Origin of the sequence: Xanthomonas euvesicatoria pv. euvesicatoria (assembly GCF_020880415.1) — a bacterium.
In the GTDB taxonomy this organism is placed as follows: Bacteria; Pseudomonadota; Gammaproteobacteria; order Xanthomonadales; family Xanthomonadaceae; genus Xanthomonas; species Xanthomonas euvesicatoria.
This window is the reverse complement of sequence record NZ_JAJIUJ010000119.1, coordinates 373,663-389,113: the sequence shown is the minus strand read 5'-3', so window position 1 is coordinate 389,113 and position 15,451 is coordinate 373,663. Positions and strand designations below refer to the sequence as shown.

Below are 15,451 nucleotides of genomic sequence, written 5' to 3'. Positions count from 1 at the left end.
CCGGCCATGAGCTCCATCAAGAGATCACGCGGGAAATCCAGTTGCTTCGTCGCCCATCCAGCGTTACGTACATTCGACAGGTGCTTGCGAACGGGTTTCAGATGTTCGAGTACACGTGCTCTGAGCCAGGCGTCATCGCGAAATGGTTTAGCCATGCGCTCGCTGATATCGATACACCCGAGTCCATTGCGGTCATTGAAGAGTTTGCGAAATGCAGTGACCCGGAAATCGCGGAAGAAATGACCTACCGCTTGAGGCGCATCAATGCCTGAAACCTACGCCAAGGTGTCCTCGAACGTTCGCCGGCAGAGGGAGCCACGGTGCATTTAGACAGAAAGCAACGAGGCGTGGTCCTCGGCATGGCATCTGGCCTTTTTGCTTCTCTACTCGTTGTGTTCCTACTATCACGAGCGTTCTTGCGCTGGGACACACCAGAGCGGACAGTTATCAGCTTGCTGTTGCCGGCCGCGGCGATGTTTGTCGCTATCGCACGCATGGCCAAACACCGATTCGTTACGCCTGCAGACATTGACGGCAGCGCGATGGGTGATGGGACCGTTCGTGCTAAAACGTTGCAATCTTTGCTTCAAAATACGACAGAGCAGCTAGCGTTTGCGCTGCCGGTCTACGTCGCCGCCCTCATGAACCCGCACCGCGGCATCCAAGCCGCAGTTCCGGCATGCGCTTGTGCGTTCTTGCTTGGAAGGCTGACGTTTTTTGCGACCTACAGTGGCGGTGCTGGCGCCAGAGCGCTGGGGTTCGCACTGACCTTCTATCCCACTGTGCTCCTGCTCATCTGGCAACTCGTGCTGCTTGCAGTTAGTGTTGCCGGCTAACAATTCATTGAGGTATTGGGCCGCATGCAGACGTTTCTAGAACCTGTCGGCTCCGAGGTCCAATGGCATGAAGGCGCAGACGTTAGCGAGATCATCAGCACCAGCTCTGGCCTGCGCATTGTTGTGGCGGCGCCGGCGGGAGTCGACCGCCACCTTGAGATCCACTTTCCTTTCGTTCGGGCATTCCAGGTGATGGACGAAGGGGACATGCTTGAGTACTGGGAAAGCCCGCTCACTACAGGCCACCTCCTCTACAAGGTCATTTCCGGCGGCTGGCGGGATCGCACCGCAGGTCACTTCCTGCACGTCACCGCATCGTTAGACTCGATGCAGGAGTGGCTCATAGTCTCCGAGTGCCTCTGTGTGTCTGTGCTCTCAGCGTATGTGCCGCATCTGCGCGAGTTCGGCGATGCGTCGTAACCATCATTCATACCGCACCCGCTTTGCGGTTCGGCTTACCTCAAGCATCAGGCCGTATGACCAGTTGCCCCATGCTCACTTCAACTGCAAGAGATTGATGTCGCCCCGTGCTTCGACTGGGGGCATGCAACTGGCGAGCTAGACCAGTGCATTGGCAGAGAAACACGAGTACCACGGCTTTGAAATTTGGGGCCAAGAGAGTGTCCTCTGCGACTTCTGCTATGCAGATTTTGGATCGTACTTTCCGGACTACTGGGCGCCTGCCGGAGGAGCCACGGCCAGATTACCCGCTGCATCTTGTTCGCAAGGTTGAGCGCCCCGGCATCGGGCTGGACCTATACTGCGCCAACTGCAATCACCGCCTGGAGTTTCTACTGTACCGGTCGCGTGTGACGGCGCAAAATGCGGCCTAACAACTCTTTCAAGCCAAGCCCGTCTCGCGGGCAGGCGGCAGCGTAATTCAAGCGCTGGTGCTCTTCAGGAATCGGTGCATGGATAAGTCACAAGCAGACGCAATCGCGCAGGCCATACTTCAGCCGGATCTGGAAGCACGAGAAAAGATTCGTCGCAGGCGTGCCGCGAAAGATCGGGCCGTGGCGGGCCGTCGGATGGTTGCCTGGTTCTCGCTTTCCGGCTTCGTTATCGGTGCCGGTGTGGCACACCTTACTGGCTATCGCTTCACCGATGGCATCATTTGGGGTGGCATCGCTGGCGGCGGGGTTGGCTGGGCTGCACTGACGCTGTGTCGTCGCCGGCTGGCGCCCTGACACTTCATTCCATCCGACAGTACTTCACAGCGCGGCCTGACTCACGCGTCAGACCGCACATGAGAGAGATGCAAGCAGGGACACCACGAGTGCCTTCTGCAGTCACGGCCGACAGCCCAGCCGATACGCACGCGGGAGCGCCGCTGCACCACCTCAGCGCATTGGCTTGAATCGGGGCGACGCAGCACTGCGCCTATGCCATCGCTTCGTCGGGATCCAACGCCACTGCCGCCTGCTGCGCGCGATCGAATCGCTCGCGCGCGGCGCGGATGCTGCCGTGGTTTTCGCCCGCCCACGTGAGCAGTTGCGAGACCGGGCCGAGGAGTGAAATTCCCAGCTTGGAGAGCGCGTATTCCACGCTCGGCGGCTTGGTGGCGTAGACCTTGCGGGTGATCATGCCGTTGCGCTCAAGATTGCGCAGCGTCTGGGTCAGCATGCGCTTGGAGATGTCCGGCACGGCGCGCTGGATGGCACTGAAGCGGGATGGGCCGGGGATCAGCGTCAGCAGGATCAGCAGGGTCCACTTGTCGCCGATCTGGTCGAGTACATCGCGCACCGGGCACTTGGTGGCGTCGAAGGGTCCTTCCAGGGACGGCGGCAGCGGGAACAGGGCAATCGCATTCACGTGCGGTATCTCACGGTAACCAGGGGGAGCGAAACTGCCTCCTTGCGGAGGCCGGGGCGGGGCTGACACTATGCGGGCGACCAATGAGGTCTAGATAGTAGACCAAATCTCTTATGCAAACCTAACGGAGCCCGTCATGACATCTACATCCCCCCTGATTCTTGTCACCGGCGCCAGCGGGCAGTTGGGTGCGCTGGTTGTCGAAGCGCTGCTTGGCCATCTGCCTGCCAACCGCATCGTAGCAACGGCGCGGGATACCGCGTCACTTGCCGAGTTCGCAAAACGCGACATCGCGGTACGTCAGGCCGACTATGCGAACCCGCAAAGCCTGGACACCGCCTTCGCCGGCGTGGGCCGCGTGTTGCTGGTCTCGTCCAATGCGGTCGGCCAGCGCGTGCCGCAACACCGCAACGTGATCGAGGCTGCAAGGCGCGCCGGGGTGGAACTGCTGGCGTATACGAGCATCCTGCATGCCGATACCAGCACGCTGTCGCTGGCCGCCGAGCATGTGGCCACCGAGGCGCTGCTGCGCGAGAGCGGCGTGCCGCACGCGTTGTTGCGCAATGGCTGGTACACCGAGAACTACACCGGCTCGATCGCCGCAGAAGTCGCCCACGGCGCGGTGATCGGCAGTGCGGGCGACGGCAAAATCAGCGCCGCCACGCGCGCCGACTATGCTGCGGCGGCGGCTGCAGTACTGGCTTCGGACGCCCCACAGGCCGGCCAGGTGTACGAGCTGGCAGGCGATGCCGCTTTCACGATGGCCGAGTACGCCGCCGAGGTGGCGCAGCAGTCGGGCAAGCCGGTGGCCTATCACGACCTGCCGGAAGCCGATTACGCGGCAGCGCTGGTGCAGATCGGCCTGCCGGCCGGCTTTGCGCAGGTGCTGGCGCAGTGCTCGGCCGCCTCGCGCGACGGCGCCCTGTTCGATGAGAGCCAGACGCTGGGCCGGTTGATCGGCCGCCCCACCACGCCGTTGCGCGACGCGGTGGCGGCGGCACTCGCGGCGCGCTGAGTCACGGCGCGACCACTGCGCTGCCCAGCCGTTCGGCACGCAGTGGTTCGCGCAGCGTTGAGCAAGTGCGACGTGACCCCTTGGAACCCGGCGAACTTCGTGGCGCTTCACCGCATGCAACCAGCGGCGATGGCCGGCTGGTCGGCGTGGCTGCGTGTGTCGGGATGATCTCCAGTGCGTTGGACCAGTGGCACTGGTTCAGGCGATCGGGTGTGGCGCTGCTCTGAACGGCCGATCAGCAGCCGTGCGCGTCTCGGTTGGTCAACGCGTGGCGCGGTGAGCGCGCCGATGCGGCACTGGGTCGCTGCCAGCGCTGGAGACCTGCACAGCCTGGCGCTGCGCGACATATCCCCCCGCGCAGCAGACGGCCGCGTGACCGGGCCGATGTCGCTGCCGATGACACGTGCCTGCGGCTACCCAATGGTGGCGCAAACGCTGCGCACGCTGGCGAATCCAGCAGGTCTCATGCCGCGCAGCCATCGGCGATGGGCCACGTCGAAAGCTTGGACGGCCCGTGCGCAATCTCCGCCATGCCCTACGACCGCACCTTCCGAATCCAGTTCTGTACGAGCGTCTGCACCCCATCGCGCGCAGCTGGGCCCGCCTCACGTTGGTCGCAGAACTGCCATCGCCCCGACACGACCGTGACACAAGGGCCACGACAGCGAGGTCTGCCAGTGTCACCAAACTGACATCAAATCTAAATATAACTGCTGCCATTGCCGCTACGTCAGGACGACCGGCGCCTGGCAGGCGCTTCCACGCCGTGCAGCCGCCTTCTTGGCAGCACCGGATCGACGCAGCCGCCGACCCGTTTCCCTTGCACGAGCCGGACCAATGAAAAAACGCAATTTCGCCACTGTTCTGTGCGCCCTCAGCGCGACCGCCAGCGGCAGCACGCTGGCCGCCGAGCTGGAGCTGTACGTCGACCGCAAGACCAAGCAGATCTTCGCCGAGCCGGCGCCAGGGCGCGACAAGCTGGGCACCTTCGTGCAGGTGGACGAAAACGGCAAGCTGCCGGCGTCGGCGATGCCGGCAACGCCTGCGCAACCGCTCGCGCCCGCGCCGGGCGCCGCAACGCCCGCCGACACTGCCGTTGCCCAGGCCGGGCCTGCGCCGGCGCCCGCTGCAACGCCAGCGCCGGCCAAGTCCGGCGACGCCGGCAAAAAGTGGTACGACAAACTCAGCCTGCGCGGCTACACCCAGATCCGCTACAACCAGGGCATCGGCGGCGATGCGCAGGACCTGCGCGCGCCGGGCGACCGCTTTATCGGCAACGACCAGAGCCTGGGCATCCGCCGCGCGCGCCTGGTGCTGAGCGGCGATCTCAACGAGCACGTGTCGCTGTATTTCCAGCCGGATTTCGCCAGCACGCCCACCGGCTCCACCACCTCCAACTTTGCGCAGCTGCGCGATGCCTACGCCGATATCTTCTTCGACAAGAAGCGCGAATACCGTGTGCGTGTGGGTCAGTCGAAAATGCCGTACGGCTGGGAAAATCTGCAGTCCAGCCAGAACCGGCTCTCGCTGGATCGCGCCGATGCACTCAACTCCGGCCTGCGCGACGAACGCGATATCGGTGCGGTGTTCTATTACAGCCCCACCGTGGCCAAGGGCCGCTTCCAGGACCTGGTCAAGTCGGGATTGAAGGGGTCCGGCGATTACGGCGTGATCGGTGCCGGTGTGTACAACGGCCAGGGCGCCAACCGCGCCGAGCGCAACGACAGCATGCACGCGGTGGTGCACGCCACCTACCCGTTCAAGTTCGCCAACGGCCAGTACCTGGAAGTGGGCGCCGACGCCTACGCCGGCCGCTTCGTGCCGACTGCGGCGGCAGTGAATATCGGCGGCCGCAGCTTTACCCCGGCCATCACCGAGCCCAATGGCTATACCGACCAGCGCGTGGCCGCGCACATCATCTACTACCCGCAGCCGTTCGGCCTGCAGGCGGAGTGGACGGTAGGCCGTGGCCCGGAACTGGATGTGGCCCAGCGCCGCATCCGCACCCGCTCGTTGAGCGGCGGCTACGTGCAGGCCATGTTCAAGCACGACTTCAACTACGGCACGTTGCTGCCCTACCTGAAATGGCAGACCTACCGAGGCGGCTCCAAGTTCGACACCAATGCCCCGCGCATGCGTCTGGACGAAGTGGAAGCCGGTGTCGAATGGCAGCCGATGGATGTGCTGGAACTGGTGTTCGCCTATTCGAAGATGAAGCGCACCGACGTCAGCACCGCGCCGTATCCGGTAGTGGAAGGCGATTTGCTGCGCCTGCAGTTGCAGGTCAATTACTAGCAAGGTCGGCAGCGCCGGTCATGGCCGCTGTGGCGGTCATGGCCGGCGCATTCGTGTGCGGCTGCGCGCGTTCGCGCCGGGATCTGCGTGCACGCAGGTGCCTGCGCGATGCTGCCAGCCCCGCGCGTGGTGACGCGCTCACTGGAACGCAGATGCACATCAAGGCCACGGTGGAGCGACTTCCCGGCGGGATGATGCTGGTCCCCCTGTTGCTTGGGGCGGTTTGCCACACGCTCTGGCCGCAGGCCGGCAGCACCTTGGGATCTTTCAGCAACGGGCTGATCAGCGGCACCGTTCCGATCCTGGCGGTGTGGTTTTTCTGCATGGGGGCAACCATCCAGCTGCGCGCCTCCGGACGGGTGCTGCGCCGTTCGGGCAGCTTGGTGCTGACCAAGATCGCAATGGCCTGGCTGGTGGCAGTCCTGTGCGCACCGCTGCTTCCCATCGGCGGCGTGCCGAGCGGGCCGCTGGCCGGGCTGTCGGTCCTGGCGCTGGTGGCTGCGATGGACATGACCAACGGCGGGCTGTACGCCGCGTTGATGCAGCAATACGGCAGCAGCGAAGACGCAGGGGCGGTGGTGCTGATGTCGCTGGAATCGGGCCCGCTGATCTCCATGCTGATCCTGGGTGCCAGCGGCCTGGCCAGCTTCGACCCACTGCTGTTCGTCGGTGCGGTGCTGCCGCTGTTGCTGGGCTTTGCGCTCGGCAACCTCGATGCGCAATTGCGGCAGTTCTTCGCGCAGGCGACCACGACGCTGGTGCCCTTCTTTGGCTTCGCGCTCGGCAACACGCTGGATCTGTCCACCATCGCCCACACCGGCGCAAGCGGGGTGCTGCTGGGCGTGGCAGTCATCGTGATCACCGGGCTACCCCTGCTGCTGGCCGACCGTTGGATCGGCGGCGGCAACGGCACGGCCGGGGTGGCGGCCTCCAGCACCGCCGGTGCCGCCGTGGCCACTCCGGCGCTGATCGCCGGCATGGCACCGCAGTTCGCACCCGCCGCGCCGGCCGCGACGGCGCTGGTGGCCAGCGCGGTCATCGTCACCTCGTTGCTGGTGCCGTTGCTGACGGCCTTGTATGCACGCCGTGGGGTTGCACGCAGCGGCTGAGAGCCGGGCGGGTGTCATGCGGCCTGCGATGGGAGGCGTGGGCCATGCGCGTTGCGCCATGCATGGCGCCGGCGCGATCAAGCGCCGGCGACGCCCGTGCGCAGCCGCTGGCGATGATATGGACGATGTCCACGAATCGGCATCTGCCGCGTTTGCGCGCACCCCGGGCCCGCCCGACGGCACGGGGCACACTGCTGTGGCAATGGGACTAGGAGCGGCTGACAAAACGTAGCGAGCGGCCGTGAGGTGGGCGCGGACGGCGTGCTCAGAACCGCAATGTACAAGCGGTACATGAGAATTCCGAGCACCGGCCGCGCCCGCCTGACGGCTGCGTAGGAGTGTTGTTAGTTGCCCTAAGCCGACAGCTCGTCACGCACGATCTGCGCGCCTGCACTGAGCGCACCGAGCTTGCCGCGCGCCACGTGCCGGGCGAGCGGCGCCATGCCGCAGTTGGTGGAGGGATAGAGCTTGTCGGCATCGACGAAGCGCAGCGCCTTTCGCAGTGTCTCGGCCACTTCCTGCGGTGTTTCGATGGTGGTGCTTGCCACGTCGATGGCACCGACCATCACCTTCTTGCCGCGAACGAGTTCGATCAGATCGATCGGCACGTGCGAGTTGTGGCATTCCAGCGAAATGATGTCGAGCGAGGATGTTTGCAGCTTGGGAAACGACTCTTCGTACTGGCGCCACTCCGAGCCCAGCGTCTGCTTCCAGTCGGTATTGGCCTTGATGCCGTAGCCATAGCAGATGTGGACGGCGGTCTCGCACTTCAGCCCTTCCACCGCGCGCTCCAGGGTGGCAACGCCCCAGTCGTTGACCTCGTCGAAGAAGACATTGAAGGCCGGTTCGTCGAACTGGATGATGTCCACGCCGGCCGCTTCGAGTTCCCTGGCTTCCTGATTGAGGATCTTGGCAAACTCCCATGCCAGTTTTTCGCGGCTTTTGTAGTGCGCATCGAAGAGGGTGTCGATCATCGTCATCGGGCCGGGCAGCGCCCACTTGATCGGCTGGCGGGTCTGCTGGCGCAGGAACCTGGCGTCGTCCACGAACACCGACTTTGGGCGGCTGACCGCGCCGACGACGGTCGGCACGCTGGCGTCGTAGCGATCGCGAATCCTGACCGTCTGCCGCTTTTCGAAATCGACACCGCTGAGATGTTCGATAAACGTGGTGACGAAATGCTGACGGGTCTGTTCGCCGTCGCTGACGATATCGATGCCGGCGTGCTGCTGTTCCTGCAGCGACAAACGCAGCGCGTCCTGCTTGCCTTCGATCAAGTCGGCGTCCTGCAATTTCCAGGGCGACCAGAGCGTTTCGGGCTGGGCAAGCCAGGACGGCTTGGGCAGGCTACCGGCGGTTGAGGTGGGAAGCAGCTTTGTCATGATGAGCAATGGGATGGGTTCTGGTTGATTAGGAAGCGTGGCTGGACGCCCACTGGGCAAGAAGGTTGCCGTAGGGCCGGATGAAGTGCTCTTCGGTGAACTTGCCCTGCGTCACGGCGAGCTGGCTGCGCTCTTGGCGGTCGTAGACGATCTGGGTGGACGAATAGTCCTGATGCTTCAGGCTCGGCCGATAGGTCGGCCCTGCTGCAGCGTTGGCGTTGTAGATCTCTGGCCGGTAGATCTTCTGGAATGTCTCCATCGTGGCGATGGTGCCGATCAGCTCCAGGTTGGTGTAGTCGCCGAGCAGGTCGCCGAAGAAGTAGAACGCCAAGGGCGCAACGCTGTTGGGCGGCATGAAATAGCGCACCTGCAGGCCCATCTTTTCGAAATACTGGTCGGTCAACGAAAACGCGTCCTGGCGGTATTCGATGCCCAGGATGGGGTGCCGGTTTCCGGTGCGGTGATAGGTTCTGCTGGTGGAGACGCTGATGCAGATGACCGGCGGCTTCCGGAAGTGCGCGCAGTACGCGGGCGAATGCACGAAGTGCTTGAACAGTTTGCCGTGCAGCTCGCCAAAATCGTCCGGGACGTTGAAGCCGGACGCATCCTGGTTGTGCGCGGGCAGCAGCACGCTGAAATCGTAGTCGCGTACATAGGAGGAGAAATTATTGCCGGCAATGCCGTCGATACGCGCGCCGGTGTGGCGATCGACGATGGTGGGCTTCAATATCTCGATCAACGGAAACGCATCGTCCAGCGCGCGTTCGCCGATGTGCATTTCGACGGAGATGATGTCCAGCTCCACCGCGTAACGGTCGCGGTCGGGGTTATCCCAGTGCGCCAGCTCGTTGCAGCGGTTGTCGATCATCGCCAGCGTGTTACGCAGGTTTTCCTGACGTCGCTGCCCCCTGGCCAGGTTGGCGAAATTGGTCGTGTTGCGCGTCGTGGCCGAGGGACGGTAGTCCTCATCGAAGCGCAGGCTCTTGATGGTGAAATTCAATGCGTGAGTCATTGCGAACCGATGCCTTGTTTCTAAGATGGGAACGCGCGCATGCGCTGCGTAACGGGTCATGCCGGCGGCATGCAGGCCGGGAAGTGGATCAGCGCGCGCTTGCCGACCGATCCGGTTCCCTGGCTACCGCGAGCTGGGCCCTCAGGCCGCAGCCACGCCCGGCGCGGCAATGGACCGTGCATGCCGCGTCAGCTCGATCAACGGCAATGCCCGCTGCACCGCCAGCCTGGCCCGTTCGGCCAGCGCGTCGTTGTGCACGCGGTAGTCCAGAAAGTCACGGTCGGTTGCGTAGACGCCCAGCGGCAGGGTGCGTGCCTGGAAGAAACTGAAAAGCGGGCGTAGCTGATGGTCGATCACCAACGCATGGCGCTCGCTGCCCCCGGTTGCGGCGAGCAGCACGGGCGTGTCGATCAAGGCATCCTGATCGATGAAATCGAAGAAATGCTTGAACAGTCCGGTGAAGGAGCCGCGGTAGACCGGTGTTGCCACCACCAGCACGTCGGCCTGCTCCACCAGGCAGAGCGCCTGCTCCACCGTGTCGGGCACTTGGGTACGCCAGAGCGCGCCCGCGAAGTGCGGCGCCAACGCTCCAAGTTCGACCAAATGGCGCTCGCACGGCACCTGATCGGCAATCAACTCCAGCAGGTGCTCTGCCAGTGCGACAGCCTTGGAGGGGCGTTGCATCCCGCCGGAGACCGCAACGACGCGGAGTGGGTGTTTGACAGTCATGCTGGGCAACCTTACGCAGTGGGAACGTCGTGCAGTGCGCCAGGACGCTTGCGGCCCGACCCATCGACCGCGCCTTGGTCCGAACCCGTTCACACGGCAGCGGCTGAACGACGAGTCCCGATGCTAGGGCTCGCATTCGATGAAGTAAAATGGTGTTATTTCAACAATCCATGAATTCGGATCATTGAATGCTTGAGCGCATCCATCTCACGATCGTCCAGCAGGTCGAGCAGCAAGGCTCGCTGACTGCCGCCGCAGGCGTGCTGAATCTGACCCAGTCGGCGCTGAGCCACAGCATGAAGAAGCTGGAACAGCAGCTGGGCACCGACATCTGGTTACGCGAGGGGCGCAGCCTGCGCCTGACCCAGGCCGGCCAGTACCTGCTGGCGGTGGCGAACCGGGTGCTGCCGCAACTGGATCTGGCCGAAGAGCGGCTGGGGCAGTTTGCCCAGGGCGAGCGCGGTGCGCTACGCATCGGCATGGAGTGCCATCCGTGCTACCAGTGGCTGCTCAAGCTGGTGGCGCCGTATCTGGCCACGTGGCCGGATGTGGATGTGGATGTGAAGCAGAAGTTCCAGTTCGGCGGCATCGGCGCGTTGTTCGGCTACGAGATCGATCTGCTGGTCACGCCCGACCCGCTGTTCAAGCCAGGACTCAGGTTCGAGCCGGTGTTCGACTACGAGCAGGTGCTGGTCGTGGCCAAGCGCCATGCGCTGGCGTCGGCGGCCTACGTCAGGCCACAGCAGCTCACACGCGAAGTGCTGATCAGCTACCCGGTGGATCTCGAGCGCCTGGATATCTACAGCCAGTTCCTGTTGCCGGCCGGCGTCACGCCGCGGCGCCACAAGGCCATCGAAACCACCGACATCATGATGCAGATGGTGGCCAGCGGCCGCGGCGTGGCCGCCATGCCGCGCTGGCTGGTGGAGGAATATGCGGCCAGGATGGACGTGGTGCCGGTGCGGCTGGGTGCGCGCGGCATCCCCAAGCAGATCTATCTGGGCGCGCGCGAGGCGGACATCGCGATCGATTACCTGCGCGCCTTCATCGAATTGGCGCGCGCGCCCGCCAATGCCACTGCCTACACGCAAGGACCCCACTGATGGATTCCACTGCCCAACGCATGCCACTTCCGCTGCCTGATGGCCATACCAAGGTCTTGCTGCATTCGTGCTGCGCGCCGTGCTCTGGCGAGGTCATGGAGGCGATGTTGGCCTCCGGCATCGACTACACCATCTTTTTCTACAACCCCAACATTCATCCGCGCAAGGAATACGAGTTGCGCAAGGATGAGAACGTGCGTTTTGCCGAACAGTTCGGCGTGCCCTTCATCGATGCCGACTACGATCGGGACAACTGGTTCGAGCGGGCGCGCGGGATGGAAAACGAACCTGAGCGCGGCGTGCGTTGCACCATGTGCTTTGACATGCGCTTCGAACGCACCGCGCTGTATGCCCACGAGCACGGCTTTCCGGTGATCACCAGTTCGCTGGGCATCTCGCGCTGGAAAAACATGCAGCAGATCAACGACTGCGGCATTCGCGCCGCGTCCAGGTATCCCGGCTTGATGTATTGGGAGTACAACTGGCGCAAGGGCGGTGGCGCCTCGCGCATGATTCAGATCAGCAAGCGCGAGAACTTCTATCAACAGGAATACTGCGGCTGCGTCTATTCCCTGCGCGACACCAATCGGCATCGTGTGGACAGCGGCCGCAAGCGCATTCAACTCGGTGTGAAGTTCTACGGCGATGACGCGCCGGAAGACTGAGCCTTTCGCCAGTTTAGCGGAGACCCCATGTGGATTTTGGCTCCTTTCCGCTGGATCAGTGCGTCGTGGCGATGCCACCCGATCATCATGACAAGACGGCAAGACCCGTGATTTCTACCGACACGCCGAACTTCGCGAGCACCGTGACCGAGGCCTATTCGCTGGAGGTCAGCGCCAAGGACATCGGCGCGCTGACCAATGCGGCCCCACGCATCCTGCCTGGCTGCGCCATGTTCATTCCCTACCTGCCAGGCCAAAACCAGGCGGTGCGGCTGGCCGCAGCACAGATGGTGCGTAGCCTTGGTTTCGAACCTGTGCCCCATCTTTCCGCGCGTCGCATCGGCTCGCTCGGGGAACTGCAGGCATGTATCGCGCGCCTGGTCGATGAGGCCGGCGTCACACGCTGCCTGGTGATTGCGGGCGATCCCTCCACCCCGAAGGGACCGTTTCCCGACAGCGTGTCGCTGATCGAGACGGGTGTGTTTGAACGCTCAGGCATCCGCACCATCGCCGTGGCGGGTCACCCGGAGGGGCATCCGATCCTGCGCACGACAGAACAATGGGAAGTGCTGGAACGCAAGTGTCGCAGCATCCAGGAGCGTGGCATGGCGCCCCTGATCGTGACGCAGTTCGGGTTCGACGCCGACATCGTGGTGACATGGCTGGAAGCGTTGCGCGCGCGTGGCATGACGCATCCGGTGCGGGTGGGCGTGCCTGGTCCTGCCAGTGTCGCCGTTCTCGCACGCTATGCGGCAAGCTGCGGTGTCGGCGCCTGCGCGTCGGTGCTCTCAAACTATGGCATCTCCATTGGCAAGTTATTCGGCAACGCGGGGCCGGATCGCTTTGTCGATCGCCTCGCCAGCCGCCTGACAGAAGCCCATGGAGATGTCCGCCTGCACCTGTTTCCGTTCGGCGGCATCGCCCAGTCTGTGGAGTGGGTTGCGCACTATCGCTCGCGTGCTTCGCAGCAAGATCGCATGCGTTCCGTGCGCGCCGATCAGGCCTGACAGCAACCTGTCCGTGTGCCAATCGGCGCGGGCTTGAGACGGTCACACTGCTGCTGATCTGGCTATCCGGCCGTGGCAAGGCCGACGAGGATGAGAACAGCTGAATGCGCTGTATGCGTCATGGGTCAAGGCCATCTGGCCGCTCCAGCTAAATCGCAAGAGGTTGAAGAGAGAATTGCGTGTTCCTGCGCTGCACGCGCTTCTCTAAACAACACCGCGTCCGCGACCCCGATCACCATCAGCATTGCTTGATTTCTAACGACTTGCGCGCGGCACCGCGAGTGTTGCAGCGCACAGCAGACCTGTCACAAGAGCGCGGTATAACCGTCGACGAATCGCGGCGAGGGGGCGCTGCATCCGATGTCGTTGCCGTGCGCGATGGCATCGCTTCTGCAATGCTCACGGAGAGATCTGCCATGCCGAAGCCGTCGCCGTTGTCGCTGTTGTGCTCCCTCTCATTGCTCTGCGCGCCGCTTGCGGCAGCCGAGTTGCAGCCCAAACAATTGGCTGGCCCACCGGAAGAGTTCGCGCAGATGCGTGCGCCAGATCCGGCCGAGTCGGCGATTCTGTCCAAGAGTGCATTGCTGCCGGTGGAACTGGCACCGGCCGGTCAATCCGCGCGCTGGCAAGGCAGCTTGCCGGTGGAAAACGGGCACCTGCGCTTCATGGTGCTGTCCGGCGATCAGGCCTGGGAGGCGGCAGTGGCTGCACCTCAGCTTGCCGGCGCGCGCACCGCCGCCGTGGCGACGCCGCTGCAAGCGCAGCGCACGCTGCTGGGCAGCGCCGAGCACGGCACCAGCGGCATGCGCTACGCCGTGGATTCGGCGCGCAACGGCGCCTGGGCATTGACGCTGCAGTCGTCCTCGCCGGTGGCGCAGCGTGGCTACGTGCTGATGGAAGGCGATGCGCGCACGCAGCTTGCTTCGTACCTGCGCACGCGTCAGCAACAGGTTGGCCAGTCGCTCACGCTCAACGCGTTGCTGAGCGGCAACGATGTACGCGGCGCCACGCTGCTGACGGCACAAGCCGGAACGATCGACGAAGCAAGCCTGCGTGTGATCGATCCGCAAGGCGGTGTGCGCAGCATGCCGATGGCCGACGACGGCAAGCACGACGATGGCGCCGCTGGCGATGGCGTGTACGGCGGCACGTTCCAACCGACCAGCGAGGGTACCTGGATTGCCCAGGTCGTCGTGCATGGGCATGACCAGGCCGGCCAGCCGTTCGTGCGGACCAGCGAGCATGTGGTGCCGGTGGTGGATACGTCGTTGCGTCTGCTCGGCAATGCCCTGGGCGCACGCGCTGCAGCTGGCACGCGGCTAACGATCGCGCTGCCAGTGGCTGCGCGAGGCAACGCGCCGTCGCATTACCGTGTGTTTGGCCAGGTCTGGGGCACCGATGCCAAGGGCAAGGACATCCCGGTGGCCTGGATCGGCGGCATGCTGACGCCGCAACAAGGCCAGCTGCCGCTAAGCCTGGACGAACGCTGGATTGCGCGCGCCGGTGCGCGTGCGCCGTTTACGCTGCGCAGCCTGCGCATCGAAGACCCGGACCATTACATCCCGCTGGTGCAGGCCGCCACTCTACCGTTGCAGGTGCCCGCGCTGCGACGCGCCAGCATCTCGCGCGCCAGCACGGCAATCGATGAAAGCATGCGCATGGGCCCGCGCCCGACTGCGTTGGCGTCTGCGATGGCGATGGCGCAGCAGCCACAAGCCGCCGGTTCGCAGTTGGTGCTAGTGCACGGCTATTGCTCCAACGGCGTATGGCCACAGGCGCAATTCACCAACGCCTCGACCTTCCTGGATGCCAAGCAGAACCGCAGCAACGACCAGTTCGCGCAGCGAATCGCGCAGTTCGCCAGCCAATGGTCGTCGTTCTCCACGGTCGCGCACAGCCAGGGCGGCATGGCCGCGCTGCACCTGTATACCTATTACTGGAGCGGGCTGGATAACGCCACCGGTGGGCGAGTGATGCAATCGGTGGGCACGCCGTATCAAGGCACCAATCTGTCTGGGGTGCTGGCCGCGGTGGGTTCGTGGTTCGGCGTGGGCTGCGGCACCAATAGCGACATGACCTACGACGGCGCCAAGGCCTGGCTGGCCGGCATCCCGGCCGATGCACGCGCCAAGGTCAACTACTACACCACCTCGTTCGCCAAGACCAACTGGTACACCAACGACTACTGCAACGCTGCCTCGGACCTGGTATTGAACGACCCGGAAGACGGCACGGTGGAGCAGGTCAATGCGCAGCTGCCGGGTGGCGTGAATCGCGGCCACACCACCGGCCAATGCCACACCACCGGCATGCGCGATCCGGCGCAGTATCTGGATGCCAATCGCAACGCGGTGATGAATGCGAATGCGGCGCGTTGAGGGCCGGGATGATCAGCCATTCGGCTGCTGAAAAGCCAGGGAATCGGGATCAGGGATTGGGCAAGGCGCTGTCCCGGGCACGTCCCAGTGCAGCGCCGATTTGACCAA

At 64.0% G+C, this 15,451-nt stretch carries 14 protein-coding genes, 1 other RNA gene and 1 pseudogene; 11 read left to right on the top strand and 5 right to left on the bottom strand.

What is annotated here, in order from left to right; translation table 11 throughout:
- The 4 genes and pseudogenes from LN450_RS22325 to LN450_RS22310 form a co-directional block, all read left to right on the top strand.
- A pseudogene (locus tag LN450_RS22325) lies at positions 1 to 272 on the top strand (hypothetical protein); the annotation flags it as partial.
- Between the two features lie 87 nt (positions 273 to 359).
- Positions 360 to 836, top strand: a complete 477-nt coding sequence (locus LN450_RS22320) for an MAPEG family protein (RefSeq protein WP_074038642.1) — start codon at positions 360 to 362, stop codon at positions 834 to 836.
- A gap of 24 nt (positions 837 to 860) precedes the next feature.
- Positions 861 to 1,256: a hypothetical protein gene (locus LN450_RS22315; protein ID WP_039417719.1), complete on the top strand. Its 396-nt coding sequence runs from the start codon at positions 861 to 863 to the stop codon at positions 1,254 to 1,256.
- 491 nt (positions 1,257 to 1,747) lie between these two features.
- The gene (locus LN450_RS22310; RefSeq protein ID WP_039417718.1) at positions 1,748 to 2,023 is read left to right on the top strand and encodes a hypothetical protein; all 276 of its coding nucleotides are present in this window, start codon (positions 1,748 to 1,750) and stop codon (positions 2,021 to 2,023) included.
- A 193-nt stretch (positions 2,024 to 2,216) separates the two neighbouring features.
- Here LN450_RS22310 and LN450_RS22305 read toward each other — a convergent pair whose 3' ends face one another.
- Positions 2,217 to 2,648, bottom strand: coding sequence for a winged helix-turn-helix transcriptional regulator (locus tag LN450_RS22305; protein WP_008576183.1), 432 nt, complete (start codon positions 2,646 to 2,648; stop codon positions 2,217 to 2,219).
- Between the two features lie 136 nt (positions 2,649 to 2,784).
- On the opposite strand from LN450_RS22305, the gene LN450_RS22300 reads away from it, so the two are divergent.
- From LN450_RS22300 to kdgT, 3 genes are all read left to right on the top strand, one after another.
- Positions 2,785 to 3,663, top strand: a complete 879-nt coding sequence (locus LN450_RS22300) for an SDR family oxidoreductase (protein WP_011346044.1) — start codon at positions 2,785 to 2,787, stop codon at positions 3,661 to 3,663.
- 837 nt (positions 3,664 to 4,500) lie between these two features.
- On the top strand, positions 4,501 to 5,958 hold the full coding sequence (locus LN450_RS22295) for an OprO/OprP family phosphate-selective porin (RefSeq protein WP_011346042.1): 1,458 nt from the start codon (positions 4,501 to 4,503) through the stop codon (positions 5,956 to 5,958).
- 152 nt (positions 5,959 to 6,110) lie between these two features.
- Positions 6,111 to 7,067: a 2-keto-3-deoxygluconate transporter gene (gene kdgT, locus LN450_RS22290; RefSeq protein ID WP_011346041.1), complete on the top strand. Its 957-nt coding sequence runs from the start codon at positions 6,111 to 6,113 to the stop codon at positions 7,065 to 7,067.
- A gap of 216 nt (positions 7,068 to 7,283) precedes the next feature.
- On the opposite strand, the gene LN450_RS22285 is transcribed toward kdgT, so the two are convergent.
- The 4 genes from LN450_RS22285 to msuE all read right to left on the bottom strand — a co-directional run bounded on the left by LN450_RS22285 (position 7,284) and on the right by msuE (position 10,190).
- Positions 7,284 to 7,360: non-coding RNA, sX9 sRNA (locus tag LN450_RS22285), on the bottom strand.
- 60 nt (positions 7,361 to 7,420) lie between these two features.
- Positions 7,421 to 8,449, bottom strand: coding sequence for a methionine synthase (locus LN450_RS22280; RefSeq protein WP_011346040.1), 1,029 nt, complete (start codon positions 8,447 to 8,449; stop codon positions 7,421 to 7,423).
- Between the two features lie 28 nt (positions 8,450 to 8,477).
- Complete coding sequence (locus LN450_RS22275) at positions 8,478 to 9,461, bottom strand: DUF1852 domain-containing protein (RefSeq protein WP_008574901.1); 984 nt, start codon at positions 9,459 to 9,461, stop codon at positions 8,478 to 8,480.
- 141 nt (positions 9,462 to 9,602) lie between these two features.
- The gene (gene msuE, locus LN450_RS22270; RefSeq protein WP_011346038.1) at positions 9,603 to 10,190 is read right to left on the bottom strand and encodes an FMN reductase; all 588 of its coding nucleotides are present in this window, start codon (positions 10,188 to 10,190) and stop codon (positions 9,603 to 9,605) included.
- A 188-nt stretch (positions 10,191 to 10,378) separates the two neighbouring features.
- On the opposite strand from msuE, the gene LN450_RS22265 reads away from it, so the two are divergent.
- The 4 genes from LN450_RS22265 to LN450_RS22250 all read left to right on the top strand — a co-directional run bounded on the left by LN450_RS22265 (position 10,379) and on the right by LN450_RS22250 (position 15,343).
- Entirely contained in the window at positions 10,379 to 11,293 is a 915-nt protein-coding gene (locus LN450_RS22265) for a LysR family transcriptional regulator (RefSeq protein WP_011346037.1), read from the top strand.
- Positions 11,293 to 11,958: an epoxyqueuosine reductase QueH gene (locus LN450_RS22260; protein ID WP_011346036.1), complete on the top strand. Its 666-nt coding sequence runs from the start codon at positions 11,293 to 11,295 to the stop codon at positions 11,956 to 11,958. Before LN450_RS22265 ends, LN450_RS22260 begins: the two co-directional genes overlap by 1 nt.
- A 107-nt stretch (positions 11,959 to 12,065) precedes the next feature.
- Positions 12,066 to 12,965, top strand: coding sequence for a methylenetetrahydrofolate reductase (locus LN450_RS22255; protein ID WP_039417713.1), 900 nt, complete (start codon positions 12,066 to 12,068; stop codon positions 12,963 to 12,965).
- Between the two features lie 416 nt (positions 12,966 to 13,381).
- Positions 13,382 to 15,343, top strand: a complete 1,962-nt coding sequence (locus LN450_RS22250; protein WP_011346034.1) for a choice-of-anchor X domain-containing protein — start codon at positions 13,382 to 13,384, stop codon at positions 15,341 to 15,343.
- The last annotated feature ends 108 nt before the right edge of the window (positions 15,344 to 15,451 follow it).